Origin of the sequence: Nocardia sp. NPDC050799, from assembly GCF_040654015.1 — a bacterium.
Taxonomy (GTDB): Bacteria; Actinomycetota; Actinomycetes; order Mycobacteriales; family Mycobacteriaceae; genus Nocardia.
Genome location: NZ_JBFAHF010000008.1, coordinates 73,996 through 96,984, shown reverse-complemented (window position 1 = coordinate 96,984; position 22,989 = coordinate 73,996). Strand labels below are relative to the sequence as shown.

General features: G+C 66.9%; 17 protein-coding genes. 10 read left to right on the top strand and 7 right to left on the bottom strand.

The window, feature by feature from the left end:
- Positions 1 to 94: 94 nt before the first annotated feature.
- Positions 95 to 1,222: a nitronate monooxygenase family protein gene (locus tag AB0H42_RS10840; protein ID WP_357053084.1), complete on the top strand. Its 1,128-nt coding sequence runs from the start codon at positions 95 to 97 to the stop codon at positions 1,220 to 1,222.
- Positions 1,223 to 1,840: 618 nt separating this feature from the next.
- Positions 1,841 to 3,259, top strand: a complete 1,419-nt coding sequence (locus AB0H42_RS10835) for an aminoglycoside phosphotransferase family protein (RefSeq protein WP_357053081.1) — start codon at positions 1,841 to 1,843, stop codon at positions 3,257 to 3,259.
- A 225-nt stretch (positions 3,260 to 3,484) separates the two neighbouring features.
- Here AB0H42_RS10835 and AB0H42_RS10830 read toward each other — a convergent pair whose 3' ends face one another.
- Positions 3,485 to 4,276, bottom strand: coding sequence for a winged helix-turn-helix domain-containing protein (locus AB0H42_RS10830; RefSeq protein WP_357053078.1), 792 nt, complete (start codon positions 4,274 to 4,276; stop codon positions 3,485 to 3,487).
- 98 nt (positions 4,277 to 4,374) lie between these two features.
- On the opposite strand from AB0H42_RS10830, the gene AB0H42_RS10825 reads away from it, so the two are divergent.
- Complete coding sequence (locus AB0H42_RS10825) at positions 4,375 to 5,748, top strand: AarF/ABC1/UbiB kinase family protein (RefSeq protein ID WP_357053076.1); 1,374 nt, start codon at positions 4,375 to 4,377, stop codon at positions 5,746 to 5,748.
- 98 nt (positions 5,749 to 5,846) lie between these two features.
- Here AB0H42_RS10825 and AB0H42_RS10820 read toward each other — a convergent pair whose 3' ends face one another.
- Positions 5,847 to 6,446 carry a GDSL-type esterase/lipase family protein gene (locus AB0H42_RS10820; RefSeq protein ID WP_357053073.1) on the bottom strand — a complete coding sequence of 200 codons (600 nt, stop codon included), beginning with the start codon at positions 6,444 to 6,446 and terminating at the stop codon, positions 5,847 to 5,849.
- A gap of 118 nt (positions 6,447 to 6,564) precedes the next feature.
- On the opposite strand from AB0H42_RS10820, the gene AB0H42_RS10815 reads away from it, so the two are divergent.
- The gene (locus AB0H42_RS10815; protein WP_357053070.1) at positions 6,565 to 8,949 is read left to right on the top strand and encodes a lysylphosphatidylglycerol synthase transmembrane domain-containing protein; all 2,385 of its coding nucleotides are present in this window, start codon (positions 6,565 to 6,567) and stop codon (positions 8,947 to 8,949) included.
- Positions 8,950 to 9,234: 285 nt separating this feature from the next.
- Here the strand turns inward: AB0H42_RS10815 and AB0H42_RS10810 are convergent, their stop codons facing one another.
- Together AB0H42_RS10810 and fadD5 are read right to left on the bottom strand one after the other, a co-directional pair.
- Entirely contained in the window at positions 9,235 to 9,828 is a 594-nt protein-coding gene (locus AB0H42_RS10810) for a cysteine hydrolase (protein ID WP_357053067.1), read from the bottom strand.
- A 142-nt stretch (positions 9,829 to 9,970) separates the two neighbouring features.
- Positions 9,971 to 11,539 carry a fatty-acid--CoA ligase FadD5 gene (gene fadD5 / locus AB0H42_RS10805; protein ID WP_357053358.1) on the bottom strand — a complete coding sequence of 523 codons (1,569 nt, stop codon included), beginning with the start codon at positions 11,537 to 11,539 and terminating at the stop codon, positions 9,971 to 9,973.
- Positions 11,540 to 11,870: 331 nt separating this feature from the next.
- Here fadD5 and AB0H42_RS10800 point away from each other — a divergent pair, with 331 nt between their 5' ends.
- Positions 11,871 to 12,848 (top strand): nitronate monooxygenase, encoded by a 978-nt coding sequence (locus AB0H42_RS10800; RefSeq protein ID WP_030524523.1) that lies wholly within the window; start codon positions 11,871 to 11,873, stop codon positions 12,846 to 12,848.
- Between the two features lie 125 nt (positions 12,849 to 12,973).
- Here AB0H42_RS10800 and AB0H42_RS10795 read toward each other — a convergent pair whose 3' ends face one another.
- A complete protein-coding gene (locus tag AB0H42_RS10795) occupies positions 12,974 to 13,927 on the bottom strand; it encodes an MBL fold metallo-hydrolase (RefSeq protein ID WP_357053064.1) in 954 nt (317 codons plus the stop codon).
- A 526-nt stretch (positions 13,928 to 14,453) separates the two neighbouring features.
- On the opposite strand from AB0H42_RS10795, the gene AB0H42_RS10790 reads away from it, so the two are divergent.
- A complete protein-coding gene (locus AB0H42_RS10790) occupies positions 14,454 to 16,454 on the top strand; it encodes an acyltransferase domain-containing protein (protein ID WP_357053061.1) in 2,001 nt (666 codons plus the stop codon).
- Positions 16,455 to 16,553: 99 nt separating this feature from the next.
- On the opposite strand, the gene AB0H42_RS10785 is transcribed toward AB0H42_RS10790, so the two are convergent.
- Both AB0H42_RS10785 and AB0H42_RS10780 read right to left on the bottom strand, forming a co-directional pair.
- A complete protein-coding gene (locus AB0H42_RS10785; RefSeq protein ID WP_357053058.1) occupies positions 16,554 to 16,958 on the bottom strand; it encodes an RNA-binding S4 domain-containing protein in 405 nt (134 codons plus the stop codon).
- Positions 16,959 to 16,961: 3 nt separating this feature from the next.
- Positions 16,962 to 17,537 carry an NlpC/P60 family protein gene (locus AB0H42_RS10780; RefSeq protein ID WP_357053056.1) on the bottom strand — a complete coding sequence of 192 codons (576 nt, stop codon included), beginning with the start codon at positions 17,535 to 17,537 and terminating at the stop codon, positions 16,962 to 16,964.
- A 464-nt stretch (positions 17,538 to 18,001) separates the two neighbouring features.
- On the opposite strand from AB0H42_RS10780, the gene AB0H42_RS10775 reads away from it, so the two are divergent.
- The 4 genes from AB0H42_RS10775 to AB0H42_RS10760 all read left to right on the top strand — a co-directional run bounded on the left by AB0H42_RS10775 (position 18,002) and on the right by AB0H42_RS10760 (position 22,986).
- A complete protein-coding gene (locus tag AB0H42_RS10775) occupies positions 18,002 to 19,189 on the top strand; it encodes an ATP-binding protein (protein ID WP_357053052.1) in 1,188 nt (395 codons plus the stop codon).
- A 399-nt stretch (positions 19,190 to 19,588) separates the two neighbouring features.
- The gene (locus AB0H42_RS10770; protein WP_357053049.1) at positions 19,589 to 19,879 is read left to right on the top strand and encodes a hypothetical protein; all 291 of its coding nucleotides are present in this window, start codon (positions 19,589 to 19,591) and stop codon (positions 19,877 to 19,879) included.
- A 287-nt stretch (positions 19,880 to 20,166) separates the two neighbouring features.
- Complete coding sequence (locus AB0H42_RS10765; RefSeq protein WP_357053046.1) at positions 20,167 to 21,000, top strand: hypothetical protein; 834 nt, start codon at positions 20,167 to 20,169, stop codon at positions 20,998 to 21,000.
- 15 nt (positions 21,001 to 21,015) lie between these two features.
- Positions 21,016 to 22,986, top strand: a complete 1,971-nt coding sequence (locus tag AB0H42_RS10760; protein WP_357053043.1) for a fumarate reductase/succinate dehydrogenase flavoprotein subunit — start codon at positions 21,016 to 21,018, stop codon at positions 22,984 to 22,986.
- Positions 22,987 to 22,989: the final 3 nt, after the last annotated feature.

Sequence of the window (22,989 nt, the reverse complement as noted above, 5' to 3'; positions counted from 1 at the left end):
TCGCCGTATTCGGGCCGCCCGGGTGACAGCGGCCGGATCAGCCGCCGCGCGGCAATTATGTAACTTGTTCCAGGCATAGGGAGACAGCACCGCCATGCGTACCGATATCTGTGACCGGCTGGGGATCGAGTTCCCCATCTTCGCCTTCACCCACTGCCGCGATGTGGCGGCCGCGGTCAGCAACGCCGGCGGTCTCGGCGTACTCGGCGCGGTCGGGTTCACCGCCGAACAGCTCGAGGTCGAACTGGCCTGGCTGGACGAACACGTGGGCGACAAGCCCTATGGCGTCGACCTCGTCATCCCTTCCAAATATGAGGGCAAGGGCATCGACGGCCTGTCCCCCGAACAGCTCGAGACCGAACTCGCCAAACACGTTCCCCAGGGGCATCGCGACTTCGCCGAAAAGATCCTCGCCGACCACGGTGTGCCGAAGCTCCCTGAAGAAGAGGTCCACCCGCAGCTGCTCGGCTGGACCGCCACCACCGCCGCGCCGCAGGTCGAGGTGATCCTGCGGCATCCGAAAGCGAAGCTGGTCGCCAACGCGCTCGGCACCCCGCCGCCGGAGTTCGTCTCCCAGATCCAGGAATCCGGCCGGCTGATCGGCGCGCTGTGCGGTTCGGTGAAACACGCGCTCAACCACAAGGAGGCCGGCCTGGACTTCGTGGTCTGCCAGGGCACCGAGGGCGGCGGTCACTGCGGCGAGGTCTCCTCGCTGGTGCTGTGGCCGCAGGTCATCGACGCTGTGGGCGATCTGCCGGTCCTCGCGGCCGGTGGAATCGGCGACGGCCGCCAGGTCGCCGCCGCCATGGCGATGGGCGCCGCAGGCGCGTGGACCGGCTCCATCTGGCTGACCGTGGAAGAGGCCAATGTGCCACCCGCTCAGATGAAGACCTACATCGACGCCACCAGCCACGACACCATCCGCTCCCGCGCCTGGACCGGAAAACCGGCCCGCATGCTGCGCAACGACTGGACCGATGCCTGGGAGTCCGCCGACACCCCCGACCCGCTGCCCATGCCGCTGCAGATGATGGTGGCCCTGGACGGCGTGAAGCGCGGCCACCGCTACCCGGAAGCCGCCAAGGACGTGAACTTCAACCCGGTCGGCCAGGTGGTCGGCATGATGAACAAGACGGAACGCTCGGCCGACGTCATGAACCGGCTGGTCGAGGAGTACGTCACGGCCTGCGAACGGCTGAACAAGCTCAACGGCGATATCTGAGCTCCCCGGCGGCGCGGGGCCGATACCTGATCAGGCCCTGCCGGTGCGCACCCGAGAATCACTTTTCGGGTGCGCACCGGCGGAAAGCCTTTTTCTGTGTGGGGCTCAGGACCCGGTGGCGTCGGAGGCACGTACCGGCAAACTCTGGATGTCCGTGCCCTGATGCGTACCGAGCCGGGCAGCAAGAGGATGGGGCAGGTTACTCGGCCGCGGGGCGGTAGTCGGTACCGACGTTCGGCAGGACGGAAGGTTGCAAGGTTGCCTGAGCCGGTCGTAGGCGTCACGGACGCCGCTGACAAGTACTTGCCGGAGCCGAACGCAACGGACTGAGCAGGGCGCGACATCACCAGCCCGCGCGCTACCGGCGATGGGCGGACTCGTGCGCGGCTGAAGCATATTCCTTGCCGGCAACCCCATCGGCTCCGAATTGGTTACGTTAGAGTACTTTCGTTCCGCACATGTGGCTGCCTGGGTTGATCACAGAGATTCGGGGCCCTATCCAGCTGAAGGACCTTTCGTGTGCAGGCATCGATAACGTCACGGGAGTCGGGAAAGCTGACGAGTCCGGTACCTCGCCGGCCGACCCGGTGATCTTTCGAATCGCTCTTGTCATTGTCGGTGCCCGCTGCGGGCCGGCGGCGACTCCGGCACACAGCGATCGGCCGGCACGGCGCGCTGCCCGCGCATCAGCCGACTCGCACCGGTCGGCCCGGAACCTGGTCCACCAGCGAACTCGCCTTTCGCGTCTGTCCGGAGCCGGCGGAAGTCGGTTTTGCCTACCTCGATGTCGCTGTCCGACAGCGGCGGGAATCGTTGGATAGGTCCGGCAGCGGCGAGATCGCCGCCACAATGATCGAGGCAGCCAAACGTCTCGCTGAGACGATGGCCGAAAAGGCGGCCCCGCGGGTAAGCGATGCCCATCACCGAGTCCCACACGGGATTCGGTACGGCCTCGACCGGACCACGCGTAGTGATGAGCAATCCGCAGCCGAACTCTACCGGCTCGGGTCTGCCGGGCACGCGGACCGCGGCACCGGCCGCGACCGGTTCGAAATCTCCGAAGAAGAAGCCCGGAATTTGTATCGACAAGTTCGGGATCTACTACCGGATGCGGCGGGAAACATGAACCGGGTGAATACTGTCCACACGAGTGCAGGGCGGGCGGTGGTCAGGCGTGGGTTGGACCAACCAGTGGTGACCATGGTGAAGAAATGGATGCCGGAGAACGCGGCCATCGCCTACGCGCGCTCGTGTGGTGTACGGACACCCCGGATCCTCTATTCCGGGACGGATCCGTCGACCGGCCGAAGGTTCACGATCATGCAGTACGTGCCCGGTGAGACGCGGGCATTCAACGATCCCGAGATGATGAATTGGTTGCCCGATCTCCTGGATCAGGTGCAGTTGATATCCTCCCGCCCCTTACCGGCGGGAATGAATCTAGATACTCCCGCGTGGCAGCAACAGATGATCCGGCACGCCGACGACGACTATCGCAGCCTGCCACCGGAGCGACGGTCCAGGCTGGACCGACTCGGCATCGGGCCACTGTCGGACTATGTCCGGCCCGACGTCAGCCGCTCGGCAGAGCCGACTGTCTTCGCCCACAACGACCTCTTTCCATCCAACCTCCGGCTCGACAACCAAGGGAAGCTGTGGATCCTCGACTGGGAAGTCGCCGGACCCGGGGATCCGCTCTACAACGCACAATTCTTCCTCCAGCGCATGGGTTCCGAAGTCGATGATGCAACTCGCGCCCAGGCCACCGATATGTGGCTCGATCGAATAACACCGGCGAACTCAGCAGTCGACACCGGTGCAATCCTGAGCACGTATCGCTCGATGGAAGACTGGCGAGGAATGGTGATCTGCTCCGAGCGCATGCCCCGTGAAGTATCCGCCGACCCGGACCGCTTCGATTTCTGGGTCGACTGGTACGACTCGGTATTGTCCCGGAACCCCGAGTTTTGGCCCGACATTCCGAAAAGCGAGGTGCGCGCCATACTCCGCGGATGGGTCCCGGATAACGAGACGTAGATCGGCCGAAATCGAGCGGATCCAGCAACGACGCCACTCCGCGCGCTCGACTCGGGACGCGCGGTACAGTGCCTCGGACTCGGCAGTAGCACGAATCGATCCGAGCATATGACGCCGGAAGGCATTCGGAGTCGTCGGTACAACGCACAGTTCCCGGACTCGACCCGGCGTCGTCCGGTCGAAACACGGGTCGCCATCCGAGCGCCCCTGATACACCAACCACGATCAGGCGGTGGCCGCGTGAACCTCTTCGGCTTCGTCCTCGGCGCCGATCAGTTCCTCGAAGCGGGCGACGACCTTGTTGTGGTACATCCCGAACAGGTCCTCGAAGAGCGCCAGCTGGGCCGGGGTGGGTCCGGATTCCGATTCCCAGACCGCGATCAGTGCCCGCCACACCAGGACGTGCAGGTCGGCGGCACCGGCGAAGTAGGCGTCGACGGCCTCGGGCACTTCGAGGACCATTTCGCCGATGGAGTTCAGGATGGCGCGCTGCATACTCGATTCGAGGGCTACGAGGAGTTTGCGGACCACCCCGATCTCGATGGCGAGAATTCGCCGATAGTCGGGAACGTCCAGCCGCGCCAGCGTTTCCAGGGAGTCGATCTCGGCTTTCAGTTCGGCGAGGTCGACCCCGGCCGCGGCGGCGACACCGTGGGCGAGACCGGTGTAGGAGAGCAGTGCGTCCATCACGATGCCGCGCTCGACCTCGACGATATCGCGGAACATCTCGATCGCGACCTCGGGCATCGGGATGGACAACCGGAACAGGTGCCGGTAGACGTCCAGGCCGCCGGCCGCGCGGACCTCCCGGATGGTGAAACCCTTACCGCGCCGTGCCTCGACGAATCCGTAGGACTCCAGCCTACCGAGGGTGAGCTGGGCGGTGGCCCGGTTCATCTCGAATTCCTCGGCGACCTGCCGGACGGAGGGCATCAGCTCACCCGGCTGATATTCCCCTGCGGCGACCCGCCGTGCCAGTTCGTCTGCGACGTCGGCGACCACCGTGCGGGATCCCATGGATGCACCTTTCTCGGCAGCTGATAGTCCCAGACAGTCTATGCGCAAATATGCCAGACTGCACAGGAGAACTGGCGAATCGCTTCTGGGGATGAGGTATGAGCAGTCGACGTGATCCTGGCGCGCCGCCGGTGCGCCGGGCGCTGCGCAGCGCCAAGCTCGTAGCACTACCGATCGCGTTCGCGGGCCGGCAGGCGGCGGGCGCGGGCCGCCGGGCGCTCGGCCGTTCGGCGCAGGAGGTGAACCGGGATATCCAGTCCCGGACCGCCGAGCACATGTTCGCGGTGCTGGGTGAACTGAAGGGCTGCGCGGCCAAACTCGGCCAGCTGCTGGCGATCTATCAGCTGGCGCTGCCTCGCGAAATAGCTGCCCCGTACCAGGTCGCGCTGGCTCGGCTACAGGATTCGGCGCCGGTGATGCTGCCCGCCACTGTGCACGCCGTGCTGGCCGAGCATCTGGGGCCGAACTGGCGGGAGCTGTTTCGCGAGTTCGACGATCGGCGGGCGGCCGCCGCGTCGATCGGCCAGGTGCATCGCGGGGTCTGGCACGACGGGCGCGCAGTCGCGGTGAAGGTCATGTATCCCGGCGCCCGGGCGGCGGTGGAGTCGGATCTGGTGCAGTTGCGGCGCATTTCGACATTGGCGTCGGTGTTCCTGCCGGGCGCGGATGTGAAATCGGTGACCGAGGCACTCTGTGAGAGTGTGCGGGCGGAACTGGATTACGCGGCCGAGGCCGATAATCAGCGGGCGTTCGCGCGGGCGTATGCCGACAGCGCCGAATTCCGGGTGCCCGAGGTGCTGGATCAGCGCGGCGACGTGCTGGTCTCGGAATGGCTCGACGGGATTCCGGCCATCCGGCTCATCGAGTCCGGGAGCCGGGCGCAGCGGGACCGGGTCGGCGAGCTGATGATGCGGTTCGTGCTGACCGGATGGGAGCAGCACGGACTGCTGTACTGCGACCCGCATCCCGGTAATCTGCGGTTGCTCGCCGACGGGCGACTGGGGGTGGTGGATTTCGGTGCATGCGCGCCGTGGCCGCATCCGGGGTTCACCCGGCTGGTGATCGAGATGTGCGACGCGATCTTCAACGGCGGCCCGGCGGCGCTGGAGACGGCGGTGCGGACGCACGGGTTCGCGCTGCCGGGCCGGGCTTTCGACGCGGTGGCGCTCGACGCGGCCCTGTCGGCCTGCGCGGAGCCGGTGCGGCACCCGCGGTTCCGTATCACCACACCGTGGTTGCGCAAGCAGGTATTGCGTACCACTGCCCTGCGGTTGACGAATGTGATGCGGGAGCTGACCCTGCCGCCGGACTGCACTCCGTTCGCGCGGGCCGCGCTCACTATGGTCGGCACCTTGAGCCAGCTGGAATGCGAATGCGATTTCGGCGACGAACTGGAGCGGTCGGTGCCCGAACTCGGGGAGGTCTTCGCGGTCATGCGGAGCGCTCCGGCACCGGGCATCTCGGCGAACTGACACCCGGTGGCCGGATACGGACGACTCACCGTCTGGGACATTTTCCGGTGAGGAAACCCATTTTGCGGAAAAACTATCCTATTTATCCAACGGGGCGCTCAGTAACCCAACCATCGGCGCCACGAGGGCAGCAGCCGCTCGGCGAACGCGGCATATCCCTCCGCGGCGGGATGTGCCCCGTCCCCGGCCCGCACCTGCGCCCGCCAGACCGAATCCCCGGCCAGCAGCCGGAACGACGCCGCATACGGCACCCCGAACTCGGCACACGTCTGCTCGAAGCGCCTATCCAGCTCCTCGATCCGCCGATTGTGCCCGGTCTCGTCGACCGGCGGCGGCCCCACCACCAGCACCGGCCACTCCTGCGCCTGCGCGGTGGTGAGCAGCACGGACAGATTCGTCACCGAGTTCTGTGTCTCGACCAGTGGCAGGCCCGCGGCGACCACGGTGTCGTTCACTCCGAAGGAGAACACCACCCGCGCGTCCGACCCCGCCGGCAGGCGCACCAGGCATTCCGCGGACCATCGCGCGACGATATCGGCCGAGGTGTGCCCGCGCACCCCGAGGTTGTACGTCGTCCACGCCGCTCCGGCGGCGCGGGCGTGCGCGGTCAGCCGGCCGGTCCAGCCCAGAGCCTGCGGGTCACCCACCCCGGCGACAAAAGAATCTCCTATGAAACAGATGCGTTGATCACCACTCACCCCTGAATTCTGACAGCGTGTTGGTGTGTATCGTCCGGCTCGGGCTCCTGCATACTCACCCGCTGGTGGGCGTGACCGGCCCGTCAGCGTCACCTCGATCCGAAAGTACCGATACGACATGCGAGTCGATGGGCGGGAGATCCCGGTCACGGGCAATCTCCTCCAGCCGCTCACGCGGCGGACCAGCGATATTCTCCGTGTCGTCTTCGCGGCCTGCGGCGTGGCCGTCGTCATCGCCGGCTCCCTGATCACCCGGCCCGAATGGCTGGCGCTGGAACGTTCGGTCTCCAATATCGTCGGATTCCTCAACCCCGACCAGTCGAACCTGGTGTATCTGCTGTACGGGATCGCCATCCTGATCCTGCCGTTCGCCATCCTGGTGGAACTGGCGTTCGGACAGCAGTGGAAACTGCTCGCCGGTTACGCCACCGCCGGGCTCACCGCGGTACTGCTGCTGTCCATCACACCGAGTGGGTTGTCGGCACCGCAGTGGCACCTACAGGTCCCGGAGAATTTGGACGACAAGACCTTCCTGCAGCAGTTCCTGGACGACCCCCGCTGGATCGCCATGCTGGCCGCGGTGCTCACCGTCTCCAGCCCGTGGCTGCCGGTGCGGCCGCGACGCTGGTTGTGGGTACTGCTGCTGGCCTTCGCGCCGATCCACCTGGTGGTCAGCACGGTGGTTCCGGCCCGCGCCATGTTCGGCCTGGTGGTCGGCTGGCTGGTCGGGGCGGTGATCGTGCTGCTGGTGGGGACCCCCGCGCTGGAGGTACCGCTGGACGCCGCGGTGCGCCGGTTGGCCCACCGCGGCTACACCGTCACCCGGTTCACCGTCGTACGGCCGGCGGGACCCGGCGCGCTGTTGCTCTCGGCGACCGTGGAGGAGCGCGAGCGGGCGCTGGTGGTCGAGCTGTACGGCAAGAATCAGCGTTCGCTGAGCGCGCTGCGCCAGTTGTGGCGGTTGCTGACCTTCCGTTCCAGCGAGACCGCGCCGCTGCACGGATCCATGCATCGCGCGGTCGAACATCGCGCGCTGATGGCCGTCGCGCTGGCCGAACTCGGCCTTGCTGCGCACCGGCCGGTCACGGTGGCGGGACTGCCGCGTGGCTGGATGCTCTACGCGCATACGCTGCCGGCCGGGCGGTCGATCGAACAGGACCCTGCCGATACCGCGGCGCTGGATTCAGTGTGGCAGGCGCTGACGGTTCTCCGCGAGCACGGGATCGCGCACGGTGAGCTGCGGCCCGCCGAGATCCGGGTCGGACCCGGCGGTGCGCTGTTCGGCGGTTTCACCGCGGCGGAACTGTGCGCCTCCGACGCGCAGCTGCAATCCGATATCGCCCAGCTACTGGTTTCGATGACGGCGGTTTTCGGCGCCGAGGCGGCGGTGCGGTCGGCGATCGGCGTGCTCGGCGAGCAGACCGTGCTCACCGCGTCGCGCCGGCTCACCAAATTCGCCATGCCGGGCGGGATCCGTAAATCCATCCCGGACTGGAAGTCGGTGGTGTCGGCCGCCCGCGAAGAGGTCCGCACCCAGACCGGCGAGGACCGGATCGAGGCCGAACAGATCACCCGGTTCAACCGCAAAAGCCTCATCCAGCTGGTCCTGCTGATCGGCCTGGTCTACGTGGCCTATCCGTTCATCAGCGCGGTACCGACCTTCTTCACCCAGCTCAGAGAGGCCAATTGGTGGTGGGCCCTGGCCGGCCTGGCGCTGTCCTCGCTGACCTACCTCGGTACGGCCGCGGCACTGTGGGCGTGCGCGTCCAGTGTGGTGAAGTACTGGCCGCTGGTCCTGATGCAGATCGCGAACACCTTCGCCGCCACCACCACCCCCGCGCGCGTGGGTGGGCTGGCCCTGAGCGTGCGCTTCCTGCAGAAGGGCGGGGTCGGTGCGGTGCGGGCCACGGCCGCGGTGGCACTGCAGCAGGCCGTACAGGTCTGCACGCATATCGGGCTGCTGGTGCTGTTCAGTGTGGCCGCCGGCACCTCGGCGGACCTGTCGCATTTCGTCCCCTCGCCGACGATCCTCTATCTGATCGCCGGCGTCGGGGTGGGGATCGTCGGCACCTTCATGTTCGTGCCGAAACTGCGGCGCTGGCTGAACAATTCGGTGCTCCCGCAGGTACAAGAGGTGGTCGGCGAGCTGGCGCTGCTGGCCCGCGACCCGAAACGCTGCGTGATCATCGTGATCGGCTGCGCGGCACTGACCCTCGGGCAGTCGCTCGCGCTGTTCGCCAGCGTCCAGGCGTTCGGCGGCGGCACGACCTTCGTCACCGTCACCATCGTCACGATGATCGGCGGCACCCTGGCCTCGGCCGCGCCGACACCGGGCGGCGTCGGCGCGGTCGAGGCCGCGCTGATCGGCGGTCTGGCCGCGTTCGGTCTCCCCGCCGCGGTGGCGGTACCGTCGGTGCTGCTCTACCGGGTGCTCACCTGCTGGATCCCGGTGTTCTGCGGCTGGCAGGTGATGCGCTGGATGACCGAGAAGAACATGATCTGAGCTGTGTTCATATGCGCGCTTGCGGCGCGCGGGCCGGGGCCCTGTGACCCGGTTCTCCACTCCGCCACTCAGTCGCTTCGCTCATTCGCTCTGTCGCTCCGGAACCGGAGGCGGGCCCCGACCGTGCAGACCCTCCGGAGCAGACGGAAAGTGCACGCAGACGTGCACCTCGACCAACCTGGTGAGGCCCACTGCACTGTCAGTGCGCAACGGTCGCCGGTCTCTGGACTGCCGGCCACACACGCTCAGTCGCACCGGAGCCGGTCGGGCGCCGGCCACGGCGTGTCAATCGAGATCGTCGAAGGCGTCCGCGGTGGTGCGGAGGCCGGCGCTGACGAGCGCGATATTTGCGAGGGAGGCCGTGTGTACCTGGGGGTCGGCGGCGGCCACACAGTCGGCGACCGTGTAGACGGTGAAGCCGAGGTCGGTGCCGTGGCGTGCGGTCTGCTCGACGGTGAGGTTGGTGGCGACACCGGTCAGGAACAGGGTGTCGATATCGTTCTCGGCCAGCCAGCGCGGCAGATCGTTACCGGCCAGCCCCGACAGTTTCTGGTTGTCGACGATCCGGTCGGCCTGTCCGGCGATCTCATCGATCAGTTGGCTTCCCGATGCGTCCGGACGGAACTCGTGCTGGGCCGCCCCGACCGACTGCATGAACCCGGTATTTCGCACCAGCCGCCCTTCCCCTTCCGGGACGGTGAACCGCGTGCAGATGATCGGCAGTCCCAGCTCCGCCGCCTGTTTGTGGAAGTCCGCAGCCCGCTGCACCACTCCGCTGGCGGCCACCGGTTCGGCCAGCATCGGGCCGAAGAACCCTTCCGGCCGAATGACGTTGACCTGCCAGTGCAGGGCGAGGACTGCAGCATGTTGATCCGACATGGCGTAGATAATCGACCATGCGCGCCCGGGGCGCACCACTGCCCGGGAAAAGTCCTGGCCACCGGGCGCGCCGGAGTTTCCCGCGCAGGTGCGCGCCGGATCGGCGGAACCGATCCGGCGCATGATTCACGTGAAACGTTGTCTACGAATCGAACTTGCGCAGTTCGACTTTCACGACCTTGCCGCTGGCGTTGCGCGGCAGTTCCGCCACGAGCACCAGCTCTTTCGGATGCTTGTAGCGGGCCAGGTTCTCGTTGAGGAACGATTCCAGTTCCGCGAGGGTGAGATCGTCGGCCGGATCGTTGAGCGCGACCACCGCGACCGGCACCTCGCCCCACTTCTCGTGCGCTTTGCCGATCACCGCGGCCTCGCGGATCTTCGGATGCGCGAAGAGGACGTTCTCCACCTCGGCGCAGTAGATGTTCTCGCCACCGGAGATGATCATGTCCTTCTTCCGGTCCACGACGTAGATGAAGCCCTCGTCGTCCTGGCGGACCAGGTCACCGGAGTGGAACCACCCGCCGACGAACGCATCCGCGGTCGCCTCCGGCTTGTTCCAGTAGCCCGACATCATGGTGGGGCCGCGGTAGACGATCTCACCGACCTCGCCGGGCGCCACATCGTTCATCTCGTCGTCGACGATGCGGGCCTGGATGGTGGGGATGACCTTGCCGACCGAACCGAGTTTGCGGATGGCGTCCTTGCCTTCGAGCACGCAGGTGATCGGCGACATCTCGGTCTGCCCGAACACCGCGACATTGAAGGCATCGGGGAACGCGTCGGCCATCGCTTTCAGCACGGTGTCCGAGGCGGGGGCGGCACCCCAGCTCAGCGCCCGCAGCGCGAGTTTGCGCTGCTTGACGGTCGGCTCGTCACAGATCAACTGCCACTGGGCGGGCACACAGAACGCGGAGGTGGCCTGTTCGGCCTCCACGGCGTCGAGGAATTCGGTCGCGCTGAAGGCGCCCAGCGGGTGCAGCACCGTCTTGGCGCCGAGCAGGAAGGCCGGTGCCAGGCTGCCGAGACCGGCGATATGGAACAGCGGGGAGGTGCAGAAGCCGATCGACTCCTGCTCCAGCTGCAGCGCGCGGATACAGGTGAGCGCCTGGGAATTCATATTGCCGTAGGAGAGGACGGCGCCTTTGGGACTGCCGGTGGTGCCCGAGGTGTACATGATGAGGCACGGTGTGTCCTCGGCGATATCGAGCGGGATGTGCGCATCCCCCGTCTCGGCGATCGCGTCCTCGAAGCCGACGACCCCGTCACCACTGCTGCCGCCGATGACGAAGCAGTGCTCGAGGCCGGGTGCCTGCCCCTGTACCGCGGTGGCCAGCGGCTGCAGCACGGTATCGGTGACCACGGCCTTGGCACCGCTGTCGCCGACGATATAGGCGACCTCGGGCGGGGTGAGCCGGAAGTTCACCGGGACCGCGATCGCGCCCAGGGCATTGATCCCGAACACGGCCTCCAGGTATTCGGGGTAGTTGAGGGCCAGGATGAGCACCCGGTCGCCGAAGCCGACGCCGCGGCGCGCGAGAGCATCGGCGAATTTCTGCGACCGTTCATGCAGTTGCCGCCACGTGGTGTCGGCACCGCGGAAGCGCAGCGCCACCTCGTCGGGCCGCATCACCGCATGCGTGGCGAGCTGGTTGTTCCAGTGGTTGCGACGCGATCTGATCGGCTCGGCGAGGGCCTGCGCACCGGTGGACATCCCACGTACTCCTCTCGGTACCGCGCGTGCCGCCGGAGTGTCCGGCGCCACACGCAGTGTGAACATGTCGGCAGAATAACAATTCACATCAGCACCGGCAAGGAAATCGGTGCCGAATAGCGGTTAATCTCGAGGAACCTGACCAGGGAGAGAGTTCGCGCTCGTTGAAGCGCGTATTTGGGGCGATACCTGCTGCTCCGCATGTCACCCAGCTACACGAGATCCCATCACATATGCGAATCACGACTCACTTCCAGGGTTGATCGGGCGCTGACACCCGTGGCACCATGCAGCAGACGCGGACTATCCGCGAAAGTAGAGGAGAGCACCGATGCTGCGGACCAGGTTCACCGAGACCTTCGGTATCGAACATCCGATCGTGCAGGGCGGGATGATGTGGGTCGGCCGGGCCGAACTCGTCGCAGCCGTGGCCAACGCCGGTGGGCTCGGTTTCATCACCGCACTGACCCAGCCCACGCCCGACGACCTCCGACGCGAGATCGAGCGCACGCGCGAACTCACCGACAAGCCGTTCGGCGTGAACCTGACCATCCTGCCCTCGATCAACCCACCGCCGTACGAAGAGTACGCGCGGGCGATCGTGGACAGCGGGATCAAGATCGTGGAGACCGCCGGCAGCAACCCCGAGCCCTTCCTGCCCACCTACCGCGAAGCCGGGATCAAGGTGGTGCACAAGTGCACCAGCGTCCGGCACGCCCTCAAAGCCCAGAAGATCGGCGTGGACGCGGTCAGCATCGACGGCTTCGAATGCGCCGGGCACCCCGGCGAAGACGATGTACCGGGCCTGGTGCTGATCCCCGCGGCGGCCCGCGCGCTGACCATCCCGATCATCGCCTCCGGCGGTATCGCCGACGCCCGCGGCCTGGTCGCGGCGCTGGCGCTGGGTGCCGACGGCGTCAACATGGGGACCCGGTTCCTGTGCACCGAGGAGTCCTCCATCGACCGGAAGGTCAAGGAGCAGATCGTCGCCAACTCCGAGCGCGATACCAAGCTGATCTTCCGCACCATGCACAACACCGCCCGGGTCGCCGACAACGAGGTGAGCCGTAAGGTGGTCGAAATCGAGAAGGCCGGCGGCAAGTTCGAGGATGTCCGCGAACTGGTGTCCGGTGCCCGCGGCCGGCGTGTTTTCGAAGAGGGCGACCTCGACGCCGGTATCTGGTCGGTCGGCCTCTGTCAGGGCCTGATCGAGGACATTCCGACCTGCGCCGAACTCATCGGTCGCATGGTCGGCGAGGCCGAGGAACTGATCAGCGCGCGGCTGGCCGGTTTCGTCGCTTCGGCCTGATCGGACCGGTTCCACCGCATCGGAACCCTGTTGCCTCGTCGGACCAATGGCGATTCGATCCGACGCAGGAAACGCGGGAAGCCATCCGGGAAAGGCTGGCTTCCCGCACTCTCCGGCCCGGGGGTTCAGCGCGCCGCGAGCGCGGCCACCGCGTCGTAGTCGTGGGCAGCGACCACCTCGATACCGTCGGGTAGCGCGTGCAGCCGATGGATGGTCTCGAAGGCGATATCGCGGTCGGCGTCGAACAATTGCCCGGGCATGGGCGCCTTCTCCCGGATCAGTTCGATCTGCAGCCGGTTCCACACCGAGTCACCGGCGAGCAGCACCCGGCGCCCGTCACTCGTGGCCAGCAGTACGCCGATACTGCCCGGGGTGTGCCCGGCCAGGTCCACGAGTAGCACCGAACCGTCCCCGAACAGATCCAGGCTGCGCGCGAAGGTGAGCACCGGCGGACCGTCGAGCTCCAGCGGTTCCAGCGGCCGCCCCTCCAGCGGCCCCCGCACCACCCCGGTCGGGGCGTGCGGACCCCGCAGCGCCCAGCTCAGTTCCGCGGACGGCAACCGCACCGGTACCGAATCCGGCAGTTCGAGCACTCCGGAAATATGGTCCCAGTGCAGGTGGGTGGGCAGTACGAAGTCGACGGCGACGGGGTCGAGATCGTGTGCGGCCAGCGCGTCCGCCAGTCCGAGGACCGGTTCGTCCGGCGCCACCAGCGACGGAATCGGGAAGGGCAGCCCCGGCAGCACCCGCCGGTGCACATGCGCGCACAGTGCCGGGTCCACGACGAACCGCGCCGACGGATGCTCGACGATATAGGCGCCCATCGCCATGGGCAGATGCCCGAGACTGCGCACGCCCTCCGCGACGATGGTCGTCGGCGCCGACATCCGCCCCTGTACGAGCACGGTCAACTCCACACTCGCCCGGGCCGCCGGCAGCGGGGCGGACTCCAACCGCCCCAGGAAGTCGGTATCGGCCCGCCGCGGGCGCAGCAGCCGCGCCGGGGTGGCGGCCAGTGCCGCACAGCAGCGCAGCAGAGTCGGGAGAGTGGGGGTTCGTCCGTCCACGAAATCGGCCACACGGCAACGGTACCGGCCGGGCCCGCGAACCAGTAGAGACAGCGTGGGCGGGTCCCCCCGCGATCTGCCGGCGACCGGGTGCCGCGTAGGTCGACGCGGGCGCCGTATCGGTGCGCGCCTCGATCTCGGCCTGCACCGTTCTGCCTTGCTCTGTGTGGTTCGGTTTCGGCGACCGCAGGCCTATCGACATCACCCGAATGTGACCGTGTCCCCGCGCCGCGTATTCCCACGCCACCACGACTACGACCTACCTGCCGGCCTCCGGCGGCGCGCTGCATTCGGTGATAGATCGCATCGGCACGGCCGCGATCAGGTGGGCACGCGCCGAGCTGCGGCGAGCGCGGTGGTCGCGGCCGCCGCGCAGACGTCCCTTCGGCCGATCGGTCCAGACCGTTTACGGTGGAAGCCACACGGCGCCAACAGGTTCGGAAAACCGAATACCCGGGTTCCTCCGGCATAATCGAGTCGTGAGGCCATCCGCTCGCCACGGCCGCCAGGCAGTCCGGCTTTCCACAGTGTCACTACGATGATCGGCTCCCCCCAGGGAGTGCTCTTCCTGTTCCCGGGCGAAGGCGGGGAGCACGAGCGAATGGGCCGCATGCTGGCCGGCCGCTATCCGGTCTTCGCGGATGCGATCACCGCGGCCGGTGACGCGGTCGCCGCCGCGGGCGGTCCCCGGGTTTGGACTCCCCGATACGGCTTCCGCCCGCCCGGCGGTTCCGATGCCGCCCCGAATATCGTCAAGCCGCAATTACCTGCGGAGTTCATCCAACCAGCTCTGTTCGTCTACCAGGTCGCACTCGCCGAACTGCTGACCGCGTGGGGCGTCCGGCCGGATGCCGCCGTCGGTCACGGTCCCGGCGAGATCGCCGCGGCGGTGACCGCCGGGGTGCTGCCGCTGGCCGACGCCGCGAAAGTGGTGGTGGCGCGCGGTCGCGCGACGGGCCGGCTGGCGGGTTCGAGCGCGACGGCCGAACTGCTGACTTCGGAGTCCGAGGCGATCCGCCTGGTGCAACCACTGGAGGGGAAGGTTTCCGTCGCCGCGGTCAACGGTCCGCGGTCGGTACTGGTCACCGGCACTTCTCGCTATGTGGACGTGGTGGTGCGCCGCGCCGAACGCCGCGGTATCACCACCGCCAGGACCCCACGGGATCATCCCGCGCACACCCCGGCCATGACCGCGGCGATACCGCGGTTCCTCGACGACCTCGGCCCGCTCCGCCCGGCGGTCCCGCGCCTACCGCTGTATTCCAGCACGTACGCGGGCACCGTCGTCGACGCGGCCGATATGCCCGCCCGATACTGGGCCGAAAATCTCACCGGCCGAGTGGAACTCGACGCGGCACTGCGGCGCGCAGCCGACGACGGGATGGCAATGATCCTGGAGGTCGGGCCCGGACCCCTGCTCGCGGCGGCCGTCCGGGCTATACCGCGGTTCACGCACACCACCTACGGCGCCGCGGACAGCGCGGACGAGGGCACCGCTTTCCTCACCTGTCTCGCCCAGTTCCACGCGGCACGAGCGCTGGGGGCGGCGCCGACAGCGGCCGGGCAGGCGAACGACCGCGACGGCCTCGAGGAGCAACCGGCTTCAGGAGACGGCACCTCGCCGATCGCCCCGGCCGCGCGGCGTGTAGGGCCGTTCGGAATCGGAATGGACTTCCCGGCAACATCTTTCGACGACCGTGAGACGGCTGCGAGATCGGACCGCTCACCGCGGTCGGCCGCACCCACGGCCGCGGCCGAGCCCGACCGGCGATCGAATGGGGAGGATTTGCGGGCGGAGGTCACGGGTGCCGGAACGCTGGCATCGATTCGGCTCGCCGATGACCCCCCACCCACAGATATCATCGCATGGACGCGGGTGGTCGATGCCAATAGGGCTATCCGCTTCATGGCCGGGCGAGTGGCCCTCGATCCGCCGATGGTGATCGATCGGACCGGAACTTATGTCGTCAGTGGTGGTCTGGGCGCCCTCGGTTCGGTGATGGTGCGCCGTCTGCTCGCCGCGGGAGCTCGCGATGTGGTGGTACCGACACGTTCACCACGGCCGGTTCCGCCGCTGCTGGAGGGGTTCGAAGAGCGAATCGTGGTGGTGCGCTGCGATACCGCCGACCGACACGACCTGGACAACGCGCTGCGTGATATCCGGGAGACCGGCTGCACCATTCGCGGAATCATCCATGCGGCACAGGTTTTCGAGGACACCGTGGTCGATGCCGCCGTATCCGGTGATATCGCAGCGATTTCGGCGGCCACCGAACCGCACGCGGGGGGCGCGAACCCGAATTCGGATCAGGATCCGGCACTCGACGCGGGCCGGCTGGCACGCCGATTCGCCCGGATCTCGGCATCGGCAGCCCATCTCATCGAACTCACCGCGGCCGATCCGGTCACTTTTATCGCCGTGTTCTCCACGCCGGTGGTCGGAGCACCCCGACCGGCCGGGACGACGATCGACGACCCCTGGGCATATACGGGTACCGCCGACGCCCCGGCGCCCGCCGCCGGTACCCGCGAGCGCTGAGAACTCCGGCGCGACCCGAGCACGTGGGCCGAGCCGGACGGTAGAGATCGGATCTACCGTTCAGCGAGCAGATGGACAACGGCCCCGGGGAAAGCGGGTTCAGTGATCGGTCCGGCCGAGCAGCCGGTCGGTTTCGCGACGTTCCCGTTTCGTCGGACGCCCGGTCCCTCGGTCTCGTTGCGGCAGGGCCGCGAGGACTTCCTTGGGGGGAGGCGGTGGACTGCGGTCGATCAGGCATTGGGCGGCGATCGGAGCACCTACCCGTTTTGTGATCACCCGTTCCACGACGACGATCCGCTCGACACCGCTGTTCCGGATCCGGATCTCGTCGCCCGGACGTACCGGTTGTGCGGGTTTGGCTGTCACACCGTTCACACGCACATGTCCGCCTCGACAGGCGGCTGCGGCGGCCGACCGAGTTTTGAACAAACGGACAGCCCAGACCCAGGAGTCGACCCGGGCCTGGGTCCTACCGTCGTTCGGCTCGGTAGCGGCTCGGTTCACCCGCTATATGATACGACGCGCGGTGACCACATCGTCAGCGGAGAGGTGGGTGTAGGTAACCGGCTCGCCGGACTGAACCGCGTTCAGCAGCAGGCCGTCACCTGCGTAAATCCCAGCGTGACCGCCGCCATTCGTGATGACGATATCGCCGGGCTTCAGGTTGGAGAAGGCCACAGGCGCGCCCACGTGGGACTGTTCGAAGCTGGTACGCGGCAGTTTGATACCGGCCTGCTTGTACGCCCACTGGACCAGGCCGGAGCAGTCGAAGTTGGCCGGGCCGGCCGCACCCCAGGAGTACATGGCGCCGACCTTGGTCTTGGCGGCGTCGAGGGCGATATCGCCGAGGGACTGCTGAACCGGGGCGGGCGGCGCGAAGTTGGGCAGTGCGGGAGCGGCGGGCATGGCGTGCGGAGCCTGCTCGAGGACCTGGTTCAGCTGCTGGTTGAGCTGATCCGCCTGGTTGGCGAACTGATCCGGCACTTCGACGTCGAACTTGCCGATACCGGGAACGTCGATCGTGGTCGTCGCGGCCGAGGCGATCGCGGGCATCGTGCCCGTAGTCGCGGCCAGCGTGCCCATGACCAGCGCGCCCTTGACAGAATTAGGCAGCTTGGATTCTCGCTGCAAGCTGTGCTTACCCACCGAGCTACGTCTCCGATCCTCGTGCTCTCCCGTCGCTCCGGTCGCGCGTCCTACTCGATTCGCGGCGGCCGGCTGCGGCGGTGACCAAATGGCGCCGCCTCACTTACGAAACGACTCGACTCCACTAAGTCACAAGAAGGTTACGATGCCGCCCGGGTGTTGTCCAGCCGAACGCGTGTCCTTTTCGCGCCAACAGGGAGTTCATGTGTAAAAGCACCGGCGCGCCAGTGTTTTTCGGTTCGGCGACAGGTCACGCGGAGGTCTCGTCCGGGCGTGTCCGCCCGGCCCTCACCCGGTGCCACGGCGCGGCGGCCGCGGAACGCCGGACACCCGCCGGGCCTCTCTAGAACTCGGCATAGATAGGGACAGATTTTCCGATCGGTTCGCTACGGTGTGAGGGTATGGACCCCGTGCGGAACCCGTATGCGCCCGGCGCTGGTCAGCGTCCACCGGAACTCGCCGGACGCGGCAAACAGCTCGACGCGTTCGATGTCGTCCTCGAACGGATCGCCCGGGGGCGTCCGGAGCGCAGCGTGATGCTCACCGGGCTGCGCGGTGTGGGGAAGACGGTACTGCTCAACCAGTTGCGCTCGGCCGCGGTCTCCCGGGGCTGGGGTACCGGCAAGATAGAGGCCCGCCCGGACCAGGAATTGCGCCGGCCGTTGTCCTCGGCGCTGCACACGGCCGCGCGGGCCATCGCCAAAACACACCACAACCAGGAACGAATCGACGATTTCCTGGGCATCCTCAAAGCGTTCGCGCTGCGTGCGACGGCGGACAGGGGTATGCGGGAGCGATGGCAGCCGGGTATCGACGTACCGGCCGTCACCGGCCGCGCCGACTCCGGCGATATCGAGATCGACCTGGTGGAACTGTTGATGGAGGCCGCGGCGCTGGCCCAGGATGTCGGCGCGGGTATCGCCGTCTTCATCGACGAGATGCAGGATCTGGGTCCGGCCGATATCTCGGCCATCTGCGGTGCCTGCCACGAGCTCAGCCAGGACACCGCGCCGTTGATCGTGGTGGGGGCGGGTCTACCGCATCTGCCGGCGGTGCTCTCGGCGTCCAAGAGCTATTCCGAACGCCTGTTCAGCTATCACCGCATCGACCGGCTGGACCGGGAGTCGGCCGACCGCGCGCTGATCGCGCCGGCCGAGCGCGAGGACGTGAAATTCTCCGACGAGGCGCTCACCGCGCTCTACCGCAAAGCCGACGGGTATCCGTATTTCGTGCAGGCCTACGGCAAGGCGACCTGGGACCAGGCGCCGGGCAGCCCGGTCACCGCCGAGGATGTCGAGGTGGCGGCGCCGACCGCCGAAGAGGAGCTGGCGGTCGGGTTCTTCGGCTCCCGGTACGAACGGGCGACCCCGGCCGAACGCGAATACATGCGCGCGATGGCCGACCTGTCCGGTGACGACGGGCCGGTCGCCACGTCGGCGGTGGCTGCCGAACTGGGCCGCAAGCCCGCCTCGCTGTCCCCGGCCCGCGACGGACTGATCAAGAAGGGCCTCATCTACTCCGCGGAGCGCGGCACCATCGGATTCACCGTCCCGCATTTCGGGCGCTACCTGCGCAGCGTCACCACCTGACGGGCCGCGCTAGCGATCTATCGGACCCGCTAGAAGATTCCTTAGAGAGACGTAGATAGTCCGATACCGCCCTTGGCCGAATCCTTATGCCGCTCTCCAGCGTGCCGACCAGAGCTGCCCATACAACCATCGACCCGAGATCGAGCGTTGTATACGTAACTCTCGCCAAGCAGCTAGACAGCCGTATACGCCCGCAGAGCGCCGCACCGGCTCCTGGCCGAGTTGTACACACCGGCTCCCAACCGAAACCCGATCTTGATCATCGGACGAGCCGGAATCGGGATTTTGCCGTACTGTGTTGTAGATCACCTTGTGTGGTCGGTCACAAGCACGCCGGACGGCCGGCGCAGTCCGGGCGGCGTTCGACACCGCGACCGGTTAGCAACTCAGGAGGTATCCATGACACGTAGCGACATCGCGGAACTCCGATACGCCGTAAACCAGCTTCGCCACTCCATCGGGGTGCTGCGCACCCATTATGGAGATGCCGGCTCCGTGCGCCGGCTGGAGAACGACCTGGAACGGCTCTGCATCGATGCCGATGAACTGGAGAAGAGCCCGCCACCGCAGGTGGCGGCCCGCCGCGGACAGGAACCCATCTACGTCCCGGACAGCAAATCCGACGAATCGGCGTGGATGGGCGCCCAGGATGAGGGCCTCGGCTTCCACTCGCGGCCGCGCACCCAGTAACCGGCCGGGGTTCACCGCCGGATAACCGAACACCGGACATCGGGCCGCAAGCCGATGATCTTCGGACGGCCGGTCGCCGCACAGGCGACCGGCCGCCTTCGTTTGCGATGTGTTCACCCGAGCAAGATCGTCAGTAAATGTGGCGCAAATCACCCACCCCCGAGCGCATCGAGATTCCGCAGACCCTGCTCATTCGATAGCGGGCCGGGCGTATGGTGCTCAGCATCACATTCGATCGCGGAGGTACCCATGACCACCCGCACCGCCGATCAGCGAGGCATCGACCAGTGAGTGCCACAACGACCACAACCGCTCCCGAAGCGGGTACAGGCGTATTCAGTAGGACCCGGGCCCGGATCACCACCCGGACCCTACGCACGGATCGGTGGTGGCTACCGCCGCTGATCACGGTGATCGGACTGGCCGCTTTCGTCGTCTATGCGACCATCAGATCCTTTGTGCGCACGGCGTATTGGGTACCCGACTACCACTATCTGACGCCGTTCTACTCCCCCTGCCTGAGCACCTCGTGCGTCGAGGGCGCGAGTCACTTCGGTACCCCGTTCGGCGACCTGCCGATATTCCTGCCGCTCGGGTTCCTGGTGCTGCCGTTCCTGCTCGGGTTCCGGCTCACCTGCTACTACTACCGCAAGGCCTACTACCGGTCGGTGTGGTTCTCACCGCCGGCCTGCGCGGTCGCCGAACCCCATGCGAAGTACACCGGGGAGACCCGGCTGCCGCTGATCATCCAGAACGCCCACCGCTACTTCTTCTATGTCGCGGTGCTCATCTCGCTGATCAACACCTACGACGCGGTGATCGCCTACCACGGTAAAACCGGCGGCTTCGGGATGGGTCTGGGCAGCCTGATCATCACCGGCAATGTGATCCTGCTGTGGGCCTACACCCTGTCCTGCCATTCCTGCCGGCATATCGCGGGCGGACGGCTCAAACACTTCTCCGCACATCCGGTGCGGTACTGGTTCTGGACACAGGTCTCCACGCTCAACACCAGGCATATGCAGCTCGCCTGGACCACGCTGGGCACCCTCGTACTCACCGACTTCTACGTGATGTTGGTTGCCAGCGGCACGATTTCCGATCTTCGCATCATCGACTGAGGAGTTTGCACGGCTATGCCCGAAGTGGAGCGGCACACCTACGACGTCGTGGTGATCGGGGCCGGCGGCGCCGGACTACGCGCGGTGATCGAAGCCCGGGAACACGGCCTCTCGGTGGCAGTGGTGTGCAAATCGCTGTTCGGTAAGGCCCATACCGTGATGGCCGAGGGCGGCTGCGCGGCGGCGATGGGCAACGCCAACGAGAAGGACACCTGGGAGACCCATTTTCGCGACACCATGCGCGGCGGCAAATTCCTGAACAACTGGCGGATGGCCGAACTGCACGCCCGGGAGGCCCCCGACCGCGTCTGGGAGTTGGAGACCTACGGCGCCCTGTTCGACCGGACCGCCGACGGCCGGATCAGCCAGCGCAACTTCGGTGGGCACACCTACCCGCGGCTGGCGCATGTGGGCGACCGTACGGGGCTCGAACTGATCCGCACCATGCAGCAGAAGATCGTCTCGCTGCAGCAGGAGGACTACGCGCAGACCGGTGACTACGAGTCACGGATCAAGGTTTTCGCCGAATGCACCATCACGGATCTGCTCAAGGACGGTGACCGGATCAGCGGCGCCTTCGGTTACTGGCGCGAATCCGGCCGCTTCATCCTGTTCGAGACCCCCGCGGTCATCCTGGCCACGGGCGGAATCGGCAAGTCCTACAAGGTGACCTCGAACTCCTGGGAGTACACCGGTGACGGCCACGCCCTGGCGCTGCGGGCCGGCGCCCGGCTGATCAATATGGAGTTCCTGCAGTTCCATCCCACCGGCATGGTGTGGCCGCCGAGCGTGAAAGGCATCCTCGTCACCGAGGGCGTCCGCGGTGACGGCGGCGTTCTGAAGAACGCCGACGGCAAACGGTTCATGTTCGATTACATTCCGGCGGTCTTCAAAGGGCAGTACGCCGAGAGCGAGGAAGAGGCCGATCAGTGGTTGCGCGACAACGATTCGGCACGCCGCACCCCTGATCTGCTGCCCCGCGACGAAGTGGCCCGCGCCATCAACGAAGAGGTCAAGGCCGGCCGGGGTACCGAACACGGCGGGGTCTACCTGGATATCGCCTCGCGGCTCACTCCGGAGGAGATCGTCCGCCGGTTGCCGTCGATGCACCACCAGTTCAAGGAACTGGCCGATGTGGACATCACCAAGGAACCGATGGAGGTCGGACCCACCTGTCATTACGTGATGGGCGGAATCGAAGTCGATCCGGATACCGGCGCGGCGCACGTACCGGGTCTCTTCGCCGCCGGTGAATGCTCGGGCGGAATGCACGGATCCAACCGGCTCGGCGGCAATTCCCTGTCGGACCTGCTGGTCTTCGGCCGGCGGGCAGGACTGGGGGCGGCCGACTACGTCGAAGGACTCGCCGGGCGACCGGCAGTGGCCGACGCCGATATCGCGACCGCGGCCCAGTCCGCGCTCGCCCCGTTCGATCCCCCGGCGGGTGCGTCCGGGGAGAACCCGTACACCCTGCACACCGATCTGCAGCAGACCATGAACGATTTGGTGGGCATCATCCGCAAGGAACCCGAGGTTCGGGAGGCGATTTCCCGGCTCGAGGCGCTGCGGGAACGGTTCGCGCACGTCACGATCGAGGGGCACCGGCAGTTCAACCCGGGCTGGCATCTCGCCCTCGATATGCGGAACATGCTGCTGGTCAGCCAGTGTGTGGCGCAGGCCGCGCTGTTGCGCACCGAGAGCCGCGGCGGGCACACCCGCGACGACCACCCGGGTATGGACCCGCAGTGGCGCAACAGACTACTCGTCTGTGCCACGGACGGAGCCGGAGTCGGAGCCGTCCCCGATATCTCGGTAACCGTGCAGGATCAGCTGCCGATGCGTGACGAACTACTCGCCCTCTTCGATTTCGGCGAGTTGGAAAAGTATTACACCCCAGCCGAACTCGCGACCCATCCGGCCGCGGTGGACGGCACCGCGGCAGGGTCTACGCCCGAAAACCGCGTATCGGACAGCAAGGAGGCGTGAGCG